Below are 18751 nucleotides of genomic sequence, written 5' to 3' on the forward strand. Positions count from 1 at the left end.
TTGTAAAAGATATGAAAGTGGGTGATATCCATGACGAAAGAAAAAATTGGAATAGTAGTCATTATCGTTATATTGTTGGTCGGTATTGGTATAGCGGAGTATTGGAAGAAATCTGATAATGAGAAGCCTTATGGAGTAACCATCTCCATTGTAGATAATACAACGCGTATTATAAGTTGGAGTTCTGCCAAGTTAGAAGTTCAACCTTATATAGAGTGGGTTAGTAGTGCCGAATACGACTCGTGGAATGCTAATAATGTAATATCTACTACAGCATCTGTAAAAGAATATATTAATAGTAATGATGAGATCTATTACCGTTATTCTGTTCAATTAGATAGTCTTGGAGAGAATATGAGTTATACGTATCGTGTGGGTGGAGAGGACAAGAAGTTACGAAGTGACAATGCAATATTCAACATCTATAACGCTGATCAGGAGCAGTTTTCCTTTATACATGTAACAGATTCTCAAGGAGAGACTGAAAATGATTTTAAGGTGTGGGGACAAACATTAGAGAAAGCGATAAGTACATTACCAGAAGCTCAATTTATTGTGCACAGCGGTGATATGACAGAAGATCCTAATGTCGAGCAACAGTGGAAATGGTTCTTCCAATTTAGTAAGTCACTGATGGGCCGGCCATTCATGCCAACAATAGGTAATCATGAACAATTGAATGAAGAGGCTAGTAGTTATCATACGCATTTTACGATGCCTTTAAATGGTGCAAATAAGCTTATAGAAGAAACGAGTTATTATTTTGAATATAGTAATATGCTCTATATTAGTATGAATACAGAAGGGGACATTGATGAACAAACGAATTGGTTAGAACAAGTGTTAGAGAAACATCCACAAAAGTGGATTGTCGTCTCTATGCATCGAGGCGTATACGGTGGTAGTCGCTTTAATGAAGCAGATGATTGGGTACAATTATTTGATAAGTATGGCGTTCAGCTTGTGTTGCAAGGACATAACCATGAATATTCAAGAAGTTATCCATTAATCGACGGTGAGGCTGTCGATGGTCAATCTAATACCATTACTGAAGGTACGGTATATGTAACGATGAACGCTTCTGGTACGAAGTTTAATGAAAAGAAAAAGGATAAAAAATATCAAGCCGTTCATTTCCAAAATGAATTACAAATGTTTGGCACAGTAACAGTCTCTGCAACTGAACTGATCTATAATGCTTATGATATTAATGGAGATTTACTTGATTCATTTACGATTGAGCAATAATAAGTGAAAAGCGCAAGAAGATCTATGAAATACATAGACATCTTGCGCTTTTTATATAAATATTATTGAGCTTCATATACTAGCAAGCGCATCTATTCATCTATTCATTAGCTTCTAATTTAGGAAGCAAAATAATAAAACTTGTACCTATTCCTATTTCACTTATTACATCAATTGTACCTTTGTGACCATCGATAATAGACTTGGAAATAGAAAGACCGAGTCCAGCCCCGCCAGAAGCACGTGACCTAGCCTGATCAACACGGAAAAATCGTTGGAATAATTGAGGGAGATGCTCTTTGGAGATTCCTATTCCATTGTCAGTAATTGTTAGCTTAACTTGATTATCTAATTCAGTTAATGCTATTGTAATTTCACCAGATCGAGCGTCTGTATGCTGAATAGCATTTTGCACAAGATTAAGAATGACTTGCTTAATTTGATTTTTATTTCCTTCTAGATAGAAATTAGAGTTCGGAATCGTTGTTATCGTCAATTTACGATCATTCGCCATCATTTCAAGTTGCATTTTCATACTATCTAGTAGCTGAGTTAGACTGAATTTATCAACAGAGTGAATGGACGCTTCATTTGTAATATCTAGCTTAGCTAGTTGTAATAAGTTTTCTACTAACATAGTCATCCGTTTAGACTCTTGTTCCATTGTTTTTAGAGAAGACACAAGATGAGTTTTGTTGTTCATTGCTCCTCTTTGAAGCACTTCAATAAAACCGAATATAGATGTTATCGGAGTTCGAAGTTCATGCGAAGCATCCGCGATAAATTGTCTCATTCGATCATTGCTTTGCCGCTCTAACTCGAAAGCATGATCAATTCTTTCGAGCATATTATTATAGGCCAAAGATAATTGATCGATTTCATATTGTTTTTGGTTGACTGGTAATTTTTCTGAGAGGTTACCAGCATTCGTACGTTCTACAACATCGATAACATTCGTTAAGGGATTTAACGTCTTTCTCAGACTTGGTAGTAACATTAGTAGTCCAGTTAATAAAGCTACGAAAGCAGCGACGATGTATATAGTTAACTGCGTATACAGTTGTTTGTGTAAGGAGCGTAGCTCAATGCTTACTTGTAGAATTCCATTTTCACGATTAGCGTTATTACGATGAAAGACAACCATCTTATCTGCGCCCTCACTGTCAGCATAAATGTAATATTTTTTGAGTTGACGGGATTTACTTGCCTCTAAGATTTGGGCGTAATCCTCAGAAGTAATGATGGGAGATAGCTCATCTTGATCATCAGATATTATCGTTATACTACCATCAGAATTAATATAGCTAACTTCCATTCCTGGCTGAAACATAATAGGTCCGTTTGGCGTACGTGCACTATCATCTCTGTGTCTTGTTAATTCACCATTCTGCTTGAGAAAGGCCGGATTTGGTGGCCAGCCCATTATTTGTGAATGAATGGCATCAGCACGATTCTCGTATAAAAAATCTCTCATAAAAGCGTATTGTAGTATACCGATAAGAAGAAATAGAATCGCAATAATAATTAATGTAGTTGTAATTAATTGACCACGTAATGAATGTAGAAAATACTTTTTTATTGACATTACACATCCATCCTATAGCCAGCGCCTCGAAGGGTGCGAATGATTCGATGTTCTTTGTCTCCTAGTTTCTCACGAATAGCACGAACATACACTTCTACAATGTTATGTTCTCCTCCAAAGTCGTAGCCCCATACCTTATCTAATATATTGGTTTTACTTAGTACAGCACCGTTGTGTAAAAGTAGTAATCTCAGTAATTCATATTCCGTTGGAGAAAGCTCCAGCACTTGATCATCGAAAGTGATCTCTTTGCGACGATCATCTAGGATGAATAGCCCATATCGAACTTCTCCCAATAGATTAGGAAACTGATTACGTACTCGAGCATGAATACGAGCGATCAATTCACTGAAGCTGAAGGGCTTAATTAAATAATCATCAGCACCTAATGTAAATCCGTTCACACGATCCTCAATATCGTCTTTGGCAGTAAGCATAATAATTGCAATTTCATCGCCCTTATCCTTCAACGATTTACAGACATCAAACCCGTTCATAACGGGCATCATTACATCAAGAATAACAACATGTGGCTTAAATTGTTCTGCTTTTTCAATTGCAAGTATGCCGTTTGCTGCAGTTTCAATTGTTGCGCCTTCATTCATCAAGCCTAACTCTAAAAATTGGAGAATACTTTCCTCGTCGTCAACTAATAGTATTTTTATTCCATTCAAGTTATTCATATATAACTTCCTTTCTAAGCATCTGTGGTATGTTCATTAAGATAGGGTGGCTGATTTGTCGAAAAAAGGATAAAATAATAAGATCAAAGATCGTATGGAAGATCGAAACATCTAAGGAGTCCTGCTATGAGAACATGGAATTTACGTCAAAGTGTTAATTTATCAATTGCTTTATCATTTATTGGATTGTTAATAGTCTTTCCATTTCAACAAACATTTGTAGGTGGACTATTTTTCGCTGCTTTTTGCGCTGCAACGATTGGTGGTTTAGCTGATTCATTTGCAGTTAGTGCACTATTTGGTCAACCTTTGAAAGTGCGGTGGCCAAACTGGTTAGGTACTAATATTATAGCTCGAAATCGAGATCGATTAATAGATGAGCTCGTTGACATGGTAGAACATGAGCTACTATCAACAGAAATGATTATAAAGCAACTAAAAGGTTATGATGCTGCTACAGTTATTGTACATTATGTTGAAAGTAATGAAGGAAAACAAGCGATCAAAGGTTTGCTTCGTCAACTGCTAACGGATCTGCTGAAAGTAAGTAATCCTGCGGTATTTAGCTTATCCTTAAATCGCCTTATTAATCAAGGGCTGCAACATAGCAAGCTTACTCCGATAATACAGCAGTTTATTACTTGGAGTGTGAAAGAAAAGTACGATCATATGCTAATCTCTGCAGTTTCTAAACAACTGCGAAAATTGCTTGAAAAGCCCGGTGTAAAGCAGTTTTTACATGAATTTATTGCCACAGCATTACGTTCTTACGAACAGAATAAGAAGGGTAGACAGTTTGTCAATGGAGTTGCTGGATTGAATGCAGATGAGCTAACTGAAAAGTTGCTGAAAATAGCTGACGATCTTCTCTTGGCTATTCAAGATCATGATCATCCATTGCAGTTAAAGCTTCAACAGTATATCGTGGGATTTAGCAATAGACTTCAAGAAGATGAAGTGTATGCTGCAGACATATCAAGAAAAATTGAGGTTTTATTTGAAAAGTTAACTGCTTCACTGTTAACAACAGATACAATCTCTAATTTTCTAATGCAATTACGAGATCAGTTGGATCAATCAGAGTATGAGCATGAAGAAGGTGTATTAGCAAGTTGGTTAGATTCTAAAGTTGATGAATTACTTTCCTCACTAAGATTTCGCCAAGAACTACTGGAACAGTTCAATCATTATGTAAGGAGTGCACTAATGCAATTTGTGGAGCGCAATCATACGTATGTTGGGCAATTAGTTCGAACCAAATTAGAACAATTTGATGTGGAGCAATTGATCGCGCTCGTACAGGAGAAAACAGCGAAGGATTTACAATATATTCGCTTGAATGGTACTGCCGTAGGGTCATTAATTGGTGTTCTCCTTTATCTTATTCAGTATAGTTTAGGGGGAGTGCTATCATGAATATGCGTCGTAGAGCCAATATTAGCCTGTTATTATTAGCGATTTTATTCGTTATTTCACTTATACTGAAATGGACGCTTGATCATCCTTGGTGGTGTGAAGCATTACTATTCATAGCAGAAGCTGGAATGGTAGGTGCATTAGCCGATTGGTTTGCCGTTTCTGCACTGTTCCGTCATCCACTTGGGATGAAATGGATTCCCCATACAGCGATAGTTCCCAAAAATCGTGATAAACTAATCGACGGTGTTGTATATCTAGTTGAAGAACAGCTCTTGAACAAAGAAATGATCGAACAACAATTGAACAAGATGAAATTGTCAGAAATACTGATTTCATTTGTTGATCGTAAATGGGATAGTAAAAATTCAGAGCAATGGATTCAACGATTGCTTTCTAAAGTAGTTAGCTCTGTACAAAGTGAGAAGTTAGCAACTGGAGTAGCATCTAAAATTAACGAGAAGATGGAGAGCGCTCCAGCATCTTCTTACATTGGTAAAGGACTTTCTTATGCGTTAGATAAGCAATATGATCAATTTATTATTGAGAAACTAATTGAACTAGCCCAAGAAAGAGTTCAACAACCTGATGTAAAACCGGCAATAAAGGCTTTGCTAGAACAGGAAAAAGATAAAGCGTTAGAGAAAAACGGTGGTGGATGGTTAGCGAAAACGTTATTTTCTTTCGCAGAAGCAGCAAATGCGGTTAATTTTGATGATGCTGCTGATGTCCTATATCGTGATATCGTATTATTGCTAGTACAATTAAAAAATCCACAGCATGAACTGCGCGTTATGTTGTCGGAGCAATTACAAAATCTAGCCGAGCAACTTCAAGAAGCTGACCAAGATGTAGCAACGGTTATTGAACAATGGAAGCAACAATTACTGCAGGAAATAACGATTTCTCCACTGCTACAGCAATTAATTGCATACATTCAAAGTCAATTAAGTGGAGTAAATGAAGAACAAAAAGTACCATATCCTCAATTACAGAAATGGTTGACTAGATTAGTGAGATCATATTGGGAGTGGTTCAAATCCGATATACAATCACAACAGTTAGTTGAATCGAAATTAAAGCATTTTCTAAGTCATCTCATTGAACATGAGCATGTTGTAATAGGGAAGATTGTACGATCAACATTAGATACCTTTTCTGAAGAGCGATTGGTTGAATTCGTGGAAGATAAAGTAGACATTGATTTACAACGAATCCGTGTCAACGGTGCATTAATTGGTGCATCCATAGGTGCAGTACTATACATGTTACTACATGGTGTATATGAACCACTCCTTAACTATATGGGTATTATTTCATAGTCATATGCTCTGAACTATATTCATATTATGTTCTGTAAGGGGATGATGATATGAAAAGTGAAGTCAGCCGATATTATCAATTGAAACAAAAGCAAAAGTTAATTGAACAAGAATTGGCTCAATTGAAAGAACAGATATTGGCTAAAATGACGGAAGAAGATAGCAGAGAGCAGATTGTCGGTAGCTATAAAGTGAAATTGGTTACATCTGAGCGAAAAGAATATCAGGAGAATTTACTATATAATGCGTTACCTGATCCAGAACTTTGGCGAATGTTATCTAAGCCCGATCAAGGCAAAATAACGGGACTCATTAAAGTCGGAGCTATTCAAGAAGATCAGCTTAAAGAGACCTATACAGTCCGTCAACAAATTGCATTGATCATTGATAAGAAGTAGCCAACCAATTGCATAACAAAATACAATCAAAAGCGAGTCGAACGCGGTATATACCATGTTCAACTCGCTTTTTGACGTCGTTTTTGTGAGTACAGGGTAGAATAATGTTGGATCCGTGATGAAATTTGTTGGTTAATTGCATACGTTTTTTACTATATTACAGACAACTTTCCATCCCTTCATAATTGAAATAAAGCATAAAATAAATTTATTAGATATTAGTAAGCGCTTACGAAAGTGTAACAAATACTACTTTTCATCATCAGGGAAGTATGAAAATTAGCTCATGAAAAGTTTTAAGTAAATGCTTCCGAAGCTACTTTTCATCACCAAGGAAGTATGACAAGTAGTTATGAAAAGTTTTAGGAGGGTAACTATGAATCCTGCACTTGAAAGTAAACCGGTTCGAAAAAAGTTTACAATAAGCACCAAATATCGCTTATTGCTGTATGCGTCACCATTTTTAATATTAGTCTTTGTATTTAGCTATTTCCCTCTATACGGTTGGACGTATGCATTCTTCAATTATCGCGTCGGATTTCCGTTATTGGACACTGAGTTTGTTGGATTTAAATGGTTTACATCAATAATCAACAATGAATTTCAAGTGAAAGAAGTTACTAGAGTATTAAAGAATACATTCGGTATTAGTACATTAGGACTTCTAACATCAATATTGCCTGTTATCTTCGCAGTATTGCTCGTTGAAATTAAGACGAATTGGTACAAGCGCGTTGTACAGACGTTAACGACATTACCTAACTTTATTAGCTGGGTACTTGTGTACGCGATTGCGTTCATGTTGTTTTCAGTAGATAACGGAATCGTTAATAAGTTAATGATTCAGTTAGGATTTCAAGAAAAAGCTATTAATTACTTAGCTTCTCCAGACTTCATTTGGATCAAGATGACACTCTGGAATATTTGGAAAACGCTAGGTTGGAGTGCAATACTCTATATCGCCGCTATTACTTCGATAGACCAAGAATTATACGATGCTGCAAAGGTTGATGGAGCGGGACGTTTCCGCTTAATGTGGCACATTACGTTACCTGGTGTGATGTCAACATTCTTCGTATTGTTATTGCTATCGATTGCAAACTTTATGAATAACGGTCTAGAGCAATACTTTGTCTTCCAAAACAGCTTGAATAAGGACTCGATAGAGGTTCTCGATTTGTACGTATATAACACAGGACTTGTCGGTTATAACTTCTCCTTTGCTACTGCTGTTAGTATGTTGAAATCATTTGTAAGTATATTCTTACTCTTTGTCGCGAATCAACTTTCGAAATGGGTAAGAGGGGAATCTGTTATCTAGTTCAATCATTGTAGGAGAGGAGAACATCGTATGACTCAACGACGTAGCTTTGCTGATAGATTGTTTCAAGTTTTGAATTACTCAGGATTCGGAATAATAACGATCATTTGTATATTCCCATTTTATTATTTGTTCATTCAGACAATAAGTGATAATGCACTCAGTGCTAATGGGTCTGTAACTTTCTTCCCTAAAGGAATACATTTCTCGAATTATATTCAGGTATTGCAAGTAAAGGGCTTATCACATGCTGCATTAGTATCAGTAGGAAGAACGGTACTTGGAACAATTGGTACAGTAATTGGTTCGGCATTTCTAGGTTATATATTTACAAAACGTAAAATGGCTGGTCGCGTATTTTGGTACCGTTTCGTTATTGTAACAATGTATTTCAATGCAGGAATCATTCCTTGGTTTATCGTTATGATGAATTTGAACTTAACGAATAATTTTTGGGCGTATGTTCTTCCGGCAATCATCTCACCTTTCAACGTCATTCTAGTAAAAACATTTGTTGAATCTTTACCTGAAGCACTTGAAGAATCTGCTGAAATGGATGGTGCAGGTACATTTACACTGTTTACTCGCATCGTATTCCCACTTATTATGCCAATCGTTGCTACGATTGCAATATTCTCAGCAGTAAATCAGTGGAATTCATTCATGGATACAGTCTTCCTAATGACTAAAGATAAATACTACACATTGCAGTTTGTACTATATAAATATTTGAATGAATCGAATTCATTAGCAGCCATTATTAAATCAGGTCAAGGATTAGAAAACATTGATTTGTCGAAATTGCAAACGTCTACATCTGTTCGAACAACTGTAGCAATGATCGTAGTTACTCCAATTCTTGCAGTGTATCCATTCTTCCAACGTTATTTCGTAAAAGGAATTATGATCGGTGCAGTAAAAGGCTAATTTATCATCGCTTACGAAGTAACTTTTTGATAAAAAAGTTTTAGCTAATGCTTACGAAGTAACTTTTCACAAAAAGTTTTGGGAGGTGGTTTCCTCAGAGTGTAACGGTAATACCATTGTGAAGTTTAAAATAAGAAGGGAGTAACAAAAAATGGTTAAAACAAAGAGATCATTAGTAACTCTTTTAGTATTTGTAATGTGTGTTTCATTATTAGCGGCATGTGGATCTAAAGGCAATGACCCGAAAACTACCCCTACTCCAGCTCCTAAGACTAGCAATGAAGGTACTGATGTAGTTGAGCCTGTTACACGTGATGAAATTACAATTGATATTTTCTCTATGCTTTCTAATTTCTCAGGTGAGCAAACAGGTTGGTTTGCACATGTAGTCAAAGAAAAATTCAATATCAATATTAATATTATCGCATCTAACCTTGAAGGTGGAGGAGATACGAAATTCCAAACGATGATGGCCGGTGGCGATCTTGGTGATCTAGTTGTATTCGGTGATACTGATGCAAAGTACACTGATGCGATCGCAGCAGGTATGTTACTTGACTGGAACAAAGATGGTTTAGTAGATCAATACGGTAAAAACTTACTACAAAATGCACCAAAAGCACTTGAGAAAAACACAGCACAATTTGGTGGAGGTACTGCTATTTATGGCGTTGGTAATGATGTAGGTCCTGATACAGCTGGTCCTTCTGAAGCACAAGAGCTTAACTACCACCCTAACCTTCGCTGGGATCTTTATGAAGCGATAGGTAAACCAGCAATCAAAACAATGGAAGATTACCTTCCAGTTCTAAAAGCAATGCAAGAGGCTCAACCAGAAAGTGATAGCGGTAAACCAACTTATGCATTCTCTATGTGGGGTGACTGGGATGGTAACATGATGATGAACACTAAAGCTTGGGCAGGTATGCATGGTTTTGAAGAAGGCGATGGATTCAATCCAGGTGGTTTCACTTTAGTATCTGCGGATACAGAAGAAGTTCAATCAATCCTTGATGAGAACAGCTATTACATGAGAGGATTAAAACTTTACTTTGATGCCAATCAAATGGGCTTAGTTGATCCTGATTCAATTACGCAAAACTTTGGTGATGCTGTAAATAAAATGACTGATGGTCAAGTTCTATTCTCATGGTTCTCTTGGTTTGATGATGCTTACAATACACCTGAACGTACTGCAGAAGGTAAAGGTTTCCACCTTGTACCATTCGATGAAGCAAGATCGTTCTCATATGGATTTAATCCATATGGTGGTAATCGTGTATATGCAATTGGTTCCAAAACGGAACATCCTGATCGTGTAATGGAACTAATTGATTGGTTGTACACTCCGGAAGGAACTCTAACTGCGAACTATGGTCCTGAAGGCATGGCGTGGGAACTTGTAGATGGAAAACCAGTATTGACTGCTCTTGGGTTAGAAGCGTTCCCATCTAATAAAACTGCAATTCCTGCAGAATTTGGTGGCGGTGTTTGGGATGATGGACGTAACCAAATTAATAATACAACATTCAAAACAAGTATGATTAATCCTGAGAATGGTGATCCATACGATTACAGTCTATGGACATCTACTCTAGCGAAAGCTCCAACGAAATTAGATGAAAATTGGAGAGCAGCTATGGGAGCTAATACAGCGGTTGAATGGTTTGTGAAAAACAATAAAATCGCAGTACAAAAAGCTATCTTTACAGGTAAACCTTATGTAGAGATGAGCGATGATCTGAAACAAAAACAAGGTCAAGTCGCTGCTGTAATTAAAGAGTATTCATGGAAATTAATCTATGCTAACGATCAAGCACAATTCGACAAGTTGAAAGAAGAAATGATCAATAAAGCAAAAGGTCTAGGCTATGATGAAGTTGTTGCATTCAATAAAGAGCAACATAAAGTAGTATTCGAAGCTCGCAAATCTTCTTAATTCATAAGTAAAGTATTAATAAAGTAAGGAAACTATTAAATAGTTTCCTTACTTTATTTTAAACTGTTTCCATATTTCGCTATTTTGTTTACAATGTTAATAAAGTATATAAATGAGGTTGCTGATGCATGAAGATCATCAATAGAATACGGCAGTTGTTCAAACGGAGTACTTTGCGAAGAACGCTCGTTATTTATTTGTTAATTGCTTGTTTATGTCCACCTGCTTTATTAGCGGGTTATACTTATTCTGCCATGCACTCTATATTGAAACATAAAATATCAGCAGGTATTGAAGCGAGTTTGAAACAAGAAGCAATGGGAATAGAAAATCTACTAAGTAATATGGATTTTGTATCGAAACAGTTTGCATTAGATGGTCAAACAGCTACTCGAGTCAATGAATATATCCAATCAGAGAAGTTAACTGAAAAAGCAAACCTCATTCAGTATATCGATGACACATTCAATGTTGTTAACTTTACAAATCCCAATATAGGTTTGATGGTGTATTACCATGAAAATATGGAAAAATCTATATTGTTTAATAATTTAACTGTTAGAGATGATTTTAATATTGATAATCTACCGCTTTTTATCAGATACAATGGTACCGCTTACTTTGGTCCTCATACTACACAATACAAAAATAATGAAAACATTGTGTTTTCATCAATCCGTGAAGTGAAAACGAGCAGTGAAAATTCAATCTATATTTACTTAGAATCAAATTATAATATGTTCCGGAAAATGATGAACAGTAATTGGTACGCTATGCCCGTTCATCATTACTTAATCTCTGAGCAAAATGAAGTAATCTACGCGGATGTTGGTGATCCTCCTTTTGCACCTGAATCATTGAATTGGCAAATGGTCGACAATGGACTCGAACAGCTCGAAGGAAATTATGTGTTTGGCTACGAGAGTATTCAAGGCTGGAAGCTTGTCATAGCAGTACAAAAGGGCGAATACAATCATGAAATTAATGAGTGGTTATGGCGTATGATTGCCTTAGTGCTAGGTTCACTCGTGTTAGCATTTATTATAGCGATGATGATATGGCGTAAAGTCTATGGTTCCTTAAGGCGTGTTAATTTAGAAATTGTTCGTATGACAGGTGATCGCGAAGCACCTGTTAAAAATATAGGAATTGAAGAATTTGATTCTTTACTCAATAATTTTGGTGTTATGAAGCGAACGGTAAATGAACTAATTGCAGAGGTTTCCTTGAACGAACGTAAGAAATCTCAATTAGAAATAGAGAAGTTACTAAGTCAGATCAATCCACATTTTCTACACAATACGTTAAATACTGTTCAATGGATAGCCCGAGCCAACGAGCAGGATGACATTGATAGAATAGTTACTTTGCTTGTGAAAGTCTTACATTACAATATGGGTAAAGGAAGTCTTATCGTAACGATTTCAGAAGAATTAGCTGCATTACAAAACTACATTGATCTACATTATATTCGTTATGAAGATGAACTACAGTTTGTCATTGATGTAGATGACAGATTGAAATCTATTTCAGTTCCGAGATTTTTACTACAACCGATGGTTGAGAATGCAATTTATCATGGTAGAAGTGATGGTACTAGTCTAATCTCTATCTCAATCATTCAGAATTCTGATACGACTTTAAAGTTAGAAGTTAGAGATAATGGTCCAGGTGTAGACGAGTTGACGATACAACAAATATTAGAACGTAGATATGAAAGCTCATCTATCGGAATGGGTATCGGACTTAGTTATGTACAACGCTTATTAGAACGTTTCTATGGTGACTCAAGTTATCTCGAAATTGAAAGTGAAATTGGAGTAGGTACATGTCTATCCGTCATTATTCCATTAACTCTAGAGGAGGAACGTTATGATTAACGCACTTGTTGTTGATGATGAGCGAATGGTTCGAAAAGGATTACTATCATTAACTGATTGGCAGCAATATGGCATTTCGTTCATTGGTGAAGCGAAAGATGGTATACAAGCACTTCAGTTCCTTTCAAAACATCATGTTGATGTTATGTTTGTAGATATAACGATGCCTATCATGAATGGGTTTGAGTTAATGAAGCGGGTACAAGAGCAACATTCGGAAGTTCAATTTGTAATATTAACTTGTCATCATGAATTTAATTATGTTCAAGAAGCACTTCAGATTGGAGCTATTGATTATATCGTAAAAACATTACTCAATAGAGATAATGTAGATGAAACGGTTACGCGAATTTTATCTCGATTAAAACGAGATAAAGAAAAGAAAATTCAAGAACAAACCAATTTTTATCAGGGCGGAGTTTACTTGTTGTTGAAAGGAACAACAAAGGTTGATAGTTATTATATGAAAGAGCAACTACCTTCAAGTTTATCGTATAACGAGATAACTAAGCGCTTATTACAGATTGAAGGTAATAACACAAAGGAAATCGTCGAACTAGAACGAGCAAATATATTGCAATATGCATCTCTAATCACTATTGATAATTGTGATCAGCGGTATCATGTTGATGTTGAACATTGGCTAAAAACCGGATTTTTGAATTTTTATTTTTATGCATCAACTGATGATTATCTGGTAATCAGTGAAACCGAACTAGATCAATTGTTATCACAACAAGATGATGTGATCCGAGAACAACAATTGAAGCAATGGAACGATGAGAAAGTCCAATATAGATGGTTACTATACCCCCAAGAATGGATGCGTTGGCAGCGGACTACACTTAATATACAACCAGACCCCCAATTACTCATTCAATTGGCGGAGGATCTTTATACTCAGCTTGTTCAAACAATGAAATGGCAAGATGATGATCCCGAGTCACCTCTGCCTGTTCCAGATCTATCTCAATGGATCAAAATAGAACAGTGGTTGTTACAATTATCACTACAATTACGAGGTAGAATGACTGATTTGACCTTATCTCATGACGTTGTGATCTGTATGATAAAAGCCATTCAATATATGCATAATCAGATTGGGTCTGAATTGAATCAGAATGATATAGCATATCAAGTAGGAATGAGTAGAAGTTACTTTAGTCAGTGCTTTAAACGTTTTTTTGGTGTGTCATTTGGGGAAGTATTACGTCATCTACGCATTGAAACGGCCAAACAGTTACTACTTAATTCGCAATTTAGTATCTCAGAAATAGCAAATAAAATTGGCTTTGATGATCATAAATATTTTAGCCGCACGTTTAAAACTCAACTAGGGGTATATCCAACAGAATATCGTTCTTTGCATTATGAGGTGAGGTGATACAATGAAAACTATAAAACGAATATGGTTACTCTTAGCTTGTTCATTGTTCATTACAAGTTGTACAAATACACCTAATAATGAAGCTTCCAATGTAATAGAAGATATATATACGGATCCTATTATTTTAAGAGTTCCCTATTCTTACTCTGATATAGAATTACCTGAAGGTGATATTGGAGAAGAGAATTTCATGTCTCGCTACATACTCGAAAAAACAGGAATTATTATTCAATACAGCTGGGATGCAGGCGGTGAGGAGCAATATAATGCGAAGATAGATCTTTCCATTCGGAGTAATGATTTGCCAGATATGTTCATCGTTAATCGTAAACAATTATATTACCTAGTACAAAATGATATGATTGCAGATCTCACAGAAGTATATGAGAAGCACAGCTCTGAACTTGTAAAGTCTATTTACGATGCAACGGATGGTAAAGCTCTTGAGGAAGCTACAATGGATCAGAAACTATATGCGTTACCTAATGTAGGAATAGAAGCAGATGCACCTACCTATTTGTGGGTACGCCAAGATTGGTTAGACAAATTAAATCTTCCTGAGCCTAGGACACTTGCTGACATTGAGAAGATCTCCTATGCATTTATTCATGAAGATCCAGATGAGAATGGAAAAGATGATACGTTAGGAATTCCAGTTGAAAAATCATTAGTATATCAAGACAAAACTGGCGTATTCGGCTTAAACTCTTTTTTCTCAGCCTATCATTCTTTTCCACAAAATTGGATTGTTAACTCAGAAGGGATTCTCGTGTATGGATCCATTCAAGAGGAAACGAAGCAAGCATTAATTCGTTTAGCAGAATGGTATGATAAAGGGATTATAGATCGTGACTTCATGATTCGGAAGGATGCTAGTATACCTGTTACGGAAAATCATATGGGCATTATGTTCGCTCCATGGTGGGCACCTATCTGGCCGTTGAATGGTTCAGTTTCTCAAGATACGAAAGCAGAGTGGAATGTATTTGCAGTTCCATTAAGCGAACAAGGAGAATTTATTACGAAAATATCCCCAATAACCGATCGCTATCTTGTTATCCGCAAAAATTATAGTAATCCAGAAGTAGCAGTTAAACTATTGAACTTAACAACGAAACTGGAGAGACATGTAGGAGTAGACGACGAGAGTAGTGAAGCGATTCGAGTTACCGCTCAGCAACTGGGGATACAACTTCGTAATTATTTCCCGTTTGATCTACTATTAGATGATCCCGATGGTGTAACTAAGCGTTACGATACGCTTGTGCAAGCGATGAATGGTGATATAGATGTATCGACTCTTAATTCTGAACTTGCAAAACTATATGACTATGTTGTGAAAGAAACGGAGCAACCGAAGAAAGATATGGAAGCGTGGAGCAATACTCAGGCATATTTATTAGGAGGGAAAATATCCAAGGAACCTATGGTCATGGTCGAAAGCTATAATATAGAGCATACCGAGGCTTACGAGGAGTATTGGGATACGTTAATCACACTAGAAATGGATTATTTCTTGAAAATTATAACTGGAGAATTACCTATCGATGCATTTGATCAATTCGTTGAGGAATGGCTCAGTTCTGGAGGGGTGCATGTGTTGAAGGAGGCTACGCAAGCATATGAATCTCAAAAATAATATAGAGGAAGAGGAAGTTCAACAAGCGGACTTTGATAACGAAGTGAAATAGGAAGCTCATTCGGCATCGAATATGAAGCGAATTTGGGATGTCCGGTACTCGTGTACCAATAACGCACACTTGAGTTTCCTCCTTCCGAAAATTTGCTCCATCTTCTCGATTCTGAAAGCCCGCTTATTAAACCTTTATTGAAAGAGGAAGTTCAACAAGCAGACTTTGATAACGAAGTGAAATAGGAAGCTCATTCGACATCGAATATGAAGCGAACTTGGTGAATTTTTAATTATTTCAGTTATTGTTCAGTTCAATTGAATATACTTTAACAATGATTATCGAAGGATGTGTGCAAGATGAAACGTGTTATGATCGTCGATGATGCTTCTTTTATGCGCTTAATTTTGAAAAACATACTTATAGATAACGGATATGAGGTCGTTGCAGAAGCCGCAAATGGGGAAGAAGCTATTCGTTTGTATGATATATATAAACCTGATATTGTAACTATGGATGTTACGATGCCTATTATGGATGGTTTAGCAGCAACAGAAGCAATATTAGCGCAGCATCCTAATGCAAAAATAATCGTTTGTTCTGCGATGGGGCAACGAAATCTAATTATGAAGATGATTACTGCTGGTGCGAAGGACTTCATCGTGAAGCCCTTCCAAGGAGACCGCATTGTAGCAGCAATAGATCAACTATTTGATCGTGTATAGTCTAGTTGTTCCAGTCAATAGGTGAATGACCCAATGCAATCAAATGTTCATTAATTTTGGAGAAAGGTTTACTTCCCCAAAAGCCCCGATAGGCTGCTAGTGGACTAGGATGTACAGACTCAATAATGATGTGATGAGGAGCAATTAGCTGTTTTTTTTGTTGTGCAGGCTTACCCCACAATACGAAAATAATTGGCTCCTCTTTACTGCTTAACTTAGAAATGATAGCATCAGTAAACAATTCCCAACCTTTATGCTGATGAGAATTTGCTTCTCCTGCTCGTACCGTAAGTACGGTATTCAATAGTAGAACACCTTGCTTTGCCCACTCCACTAATGATCCGTTCCCGGATTCGGAAATTCCTATATCACTAGATCGTTCCTTCATTATATTACGCAAAGATGGTGGCAATGGCATATGATTTCCAACGGAAAATGCTAATCCTTCAGCTTGACCTTCTCCATGATAAGGGTCTTGCCCTAATATGACTACCTTTGTTTGATCGTAATCAGTTAATTGTAGTGCATAAAATATTTGATTGTTCGTTGGATATATTATATGCTTTTCGTATTCTAGTTCGATAAATTGTGAAAGCTGATCAAAATAGGGTTTACTGCACTCTGATTGCAGTATTTTTCCCCAATGATTGTTAGGTAATCGCATAATTATTCTTCCCTTCTAATACTCTAAGGTGAACGATACTATAAGCTTATGATAGAATCAACCCCTAGCGAGAGATGTGTGAATTAAGCTTCCGATGTTACTTTTTATCTGAAGGTAGCAAAATCGAGAAGCAATAAAAAGTTTAGGAGTATGACATATGAGTCTAATTGATAAAATTAAGAGTGGTGTCTCTGAAGCAGGACACAAAGCGAAAATCGTGGTGGAAGTGAATAAACTACGAATTATTAATGTCTCGAAGCAATCGGAAATTAACTCGCTATACAAGCAAATCGGTGAAAAGGTCTCACAATTTGTAGATCAAAATATTTCGCTAGAACCATCCTTGTTTGCAAGTGAATTAGAACAAATTGATATACTGAAATTTGAAATAGAACAAAATATACTTCAAATCCACAATCTTAACGATGAAAAGTCATGTCCTCATTGTCATCATGATAATGCTTTTGATGCTAGAGAATGTGCGCAATGTCATGCACCGTTCCCAATTCATGATATCCCCAACATCGAGATTAGCAATAATTCGGCAGAATTAATTGATCCTAATAACAAGCTAGATAAAAAGGAATAGACACGATGATTCAGCAACACGTATCCAATACGACAAGTGTAGCAGATTATGTATATCGGATTACTTGTCATGAGCAAGAAAGATCGTTATGTAGTATGGAAATGAGAGCGTTGTGGGGCGTTAGCTTTGATGCAGATTACTCTACGCTTCTATTACGTAGTGAAATCCAACATCATGTCAATCGAAGTCCATTCGTCAAGTATCGGCTAGCGATATGGTGTGAAGGCTCTGATCTAGATACATTGATCGATAAAGTATCACAGCTACCTCCGGTTACCGGAAGGTATAAAGTTATTGCACTTGATGAAATGCAAGACGAACAAGTAGAGCCAATTAATTACCAAAAGCGCCGAATAATTGAACAAAGCCTTGGGAGTCAAGTGAAGGGCGAGGTAGATTTGAAGCAGCCAGAATTACTACTTGGAGTTACAAAGCTCGAACAGAGTTGGGTGTTTGGCGTGCTTGAGTATCATGATCCCATCTGGCAACGACATAATGATAAACCACGGCATTATTCTACTGCTTTAAGTACGAAAGTTGCTCGCTCATTAGTTAATATTGCGGTGCCGACATTGAAAGAGGACATCCATTTCTTCGATCCATGTTGTGGAATCGGTACAGTATTAATGGAAGCATGCTCACAAGGGATCCAGTCTTCAGGTGGAGATATCAACCCACTTGCTGTCGTTGGCGCACGAGAAAATATGGCTGCATTCGATTATCATTGTGAAATACGCATTCATAATATGATAGAATTAGAAACGAAATATGATGTGGTAATTGTCGATCTCCCCTATAATCATTGCTCTGTTCTTCCTCAGGAAGAGCGATATCGCATGCTAAAGGCATTATCTACAATAGCTAGCAGAGTGATAATTGTATCAGTTGAGCCAATTAAACAAGAATTAGTTCAACTTGGCTATTATATCGAGGATGAAGGTTGTATCGAAAAATCGCATTTCAAACGTGATGTATTTCTATGTACTATTTCGTGATAATAAAATAAAGCTGTCTTACGGATGTACGATCAGGTCAA

17 protein-coding genes are annotated in these 18751 nt (G+C 36.6%); 13 read left to right on the forward strand and 4 right to left on the reverse strand.

Features of this window, described 5'->3' with window-relative positions:
- Positions 1-30 precede the first annotated feature (30 nt).
- Entirely contained in the window at positions 31-1248 is a 1218-nt protein-coding gene (locus tag NV377_RS12385; protein WP_258199242.1) for a purple acid phosphatase family protein, read from the forward strand.
- A 100-nt stretch (positions 1249-1348) separates the two neighbouring features.
- Here the strand turns inward: NV377_RS12385 and NV377_RS12390 are convergent, their stop codons facing one another.
- The gene (locus NV377_RS12390) at positions 1349-2833 is read right to left on the reverse strand and encodes a sensor histidine kinase (protein ID WP_258199243.1); all 1485 of its coding nucleotides are present in this window, start codon (positions 2831-2833) and stop codon (positions 1349-1351) included.
- Positions 2833-3516, reverse strand: a complete 684-nt coding sequence (locus NV377_RS12395) for a response regulator transcription factor (RefSeq protein ID WP_258199244.1) — start codon at positions 3514-3516, stop codon at positions 2833-2835. The genes NV377_RS12390 and NV377_RS12395 overlap by 1 nt, the downstream gene beginning before the upstream one ends.
- Before the next feature lie 126 nt (positions 3517-3642).
- Between NV377_RS12395 and NV377_RS12400 the strand changes: the two genes are divergently transcribed.
- From NV377_RS12400 to NV377_RS12440, 9 genes are all read left to right on the forward strand, one after another.
- Positions 3643-4932: a DUF445 domain-containing protein gene (locus NV377_RS12400; protein ID WP_258199245.1), complete on the forward strand. Its 1290-nt coding sequence runs from the start codon at positions 3643-3645 to the stop codon at positions 4930-4932.
- Positions 4929-6254, forward strand: a complete 1326-nt coding sequence (locus tag NV377_RS12405; protein WP_258199246.1) for a DUF445 domain-containing protein — start codon at positions 4929-4931, stop codon at positions 6252-6254. Before NV377_RS12400 ends, NV377_RS12405 begins: the two co-directional genes overlap by 4 nt.
- A gap of 50 nt (positions 6255-6304) precedes the next feature.
- Positions 6305-6652 carry a hypothetical protein gene (locus NV377_RS12410; RefSeq protein WP_258199247.1) on the forward strand — a complete coding sequence of 116 codons (348 nt, stop codon included), beginning with the start codon at positions 6305-6307 and terminating at the stop codon, positions 6650-6652.
- Positions 6653-7028: 376 nt separating this feature from the next.
- On the forward strand, positions 7029-7973 hold the full coding sequence (locus NV377_RS12415) for an ABC transporter permease (RefSeq protein WP_258199248.1): 945 nt from the start codon (positions 7029-7031) through the stop codon (positions 7971-7973).
- Between the two features lie 30 nt (positions 7974-8003).
- Positions 8004-8900 (forward strand): carbohydrate ABC transporter permease, encoded by an 897-nt coding sequence (locus tag NV377_RS12420; RefSeq protein WP_258199249.1) that lies wholly within the window; start codon positions 8004-8006, stop codon positions 8898-8900.
- 151 nt (positions 8901-9051) lie between these two features.
- Positions 9052-10839, forward strand: coding sequence for a type 2 periplasmic-binding domain-containing protein (locus NV377_RS12425; protein WP_258199250.1), 1788 nt, complete (start codon positions 9052-9054; stop codon positions 10837-10839).
- Positions 10840-10967: 128 nt separating this feature from the next.
- Complete coding sequence (locus NV377_RS12430) at positions 10968-12719, forward strand: sensor histidine kinase (RefSeq protein WP_258199251.1); 1752 nt, start codon at positions 10968-10970, stop codon at positions 12717-12719.
- On the forward strand, positions 12712-14103 hold the full coding sequence (locus NV377_RS12435; protein WP_258199252.1) for a response regulator: 1392 nt from the start codon (positions 12712-12714) through the stop codon (positions 14101-14103). Before NV377_RS12430 ends, NV377_RS12435 begins: the two co-directional genes overlap by 8 nt.
- A gap of 4 nt (positions 14104-14107) precedes the next feature.
- Positions 14108-15745: an extracellular solute-binding protein gene (locus NV377_RS12440; protein WP_258199253.1), complete on the forward strand. Its 1638-nt coding sequence runs from the start codon at positions 14108-14110 to the stop codon at positions 15743-15745.
- Here NV377_RS12440 and NV377_RS12445 read toward each other — a convergent pair.
- Complete coding sequence (locus NV377_RS12445; RefSeq protein ID WP_258199254.1) at positions 15736-15864, reverse strand: hypothetical protein; 129 nt, start codon at positions 15862-15864, stop codon at positions 15736-15738. The genes NV377_RS12440 and NV377_RS12445 overlap by 10 nt on opposite strands.
- Before the next feature lie 232 nt (positions 15865-16096).
- Between NV377_RS12445 and NV377_RS12450 the strand changes: the two genes are divergently transcribed.
- Positions 16097-16462, forward strand: coding sequence for a response regulator (locus NV377_RS12450; RefSeq protein WP_258199255.1), 366 nt, complete (start codon positions 16097-16099; stop codon positions 16460-16462).
- A 1-nt stretch (position 16463) separates the two neighbouring features.
- On the opposite strand, the gene NV377_RS12455 is transcribed toward NV377_RS12450, so the two are convergent.
- Positions 16464-17126, reverse strand: coding sequence for a uracil-DNA glycosylase (locus NV377_RS12455; RefSeq protein WP_373425781.1), 663 nt, complete (start codon positions 17124-17126; stop codon positions 16464-16466).
- A 157-nt stretch (positions 17127-17283) separates the two neighbouring features.
- Here NV377_RS12455 and NV377_RS12460 point away from each other — a divergent pair, with 157 nt between their 5' ends.
- Positions 17284-17715, forward strand: coding sequence for a zinc ribbon domain-containing protein (locus NV377_RS12460; RefSeq protein WP_258199256.1), 432 nt, complete (start codon positions 17284-17286; stop codon positions 17713-17715).
- Between the two features lie 5 nt (positions 17716-17720).
- Positions 17721-18710, forward strand: a complete 990-nt coding sequence (locus NV377_RS12465; protein ID WP_258199257.1) for a TRM11 family SAM-dependent methyltransferase — start codon at positions 17721-17723, stop codon at positions 18708-18710.
- Positions 18711-18751 lie beyond the last annotated feature (41 nt).

The sequence above is a fragment of the Paenibacillus endoradicis genome, from assembly GCF_024721975.1.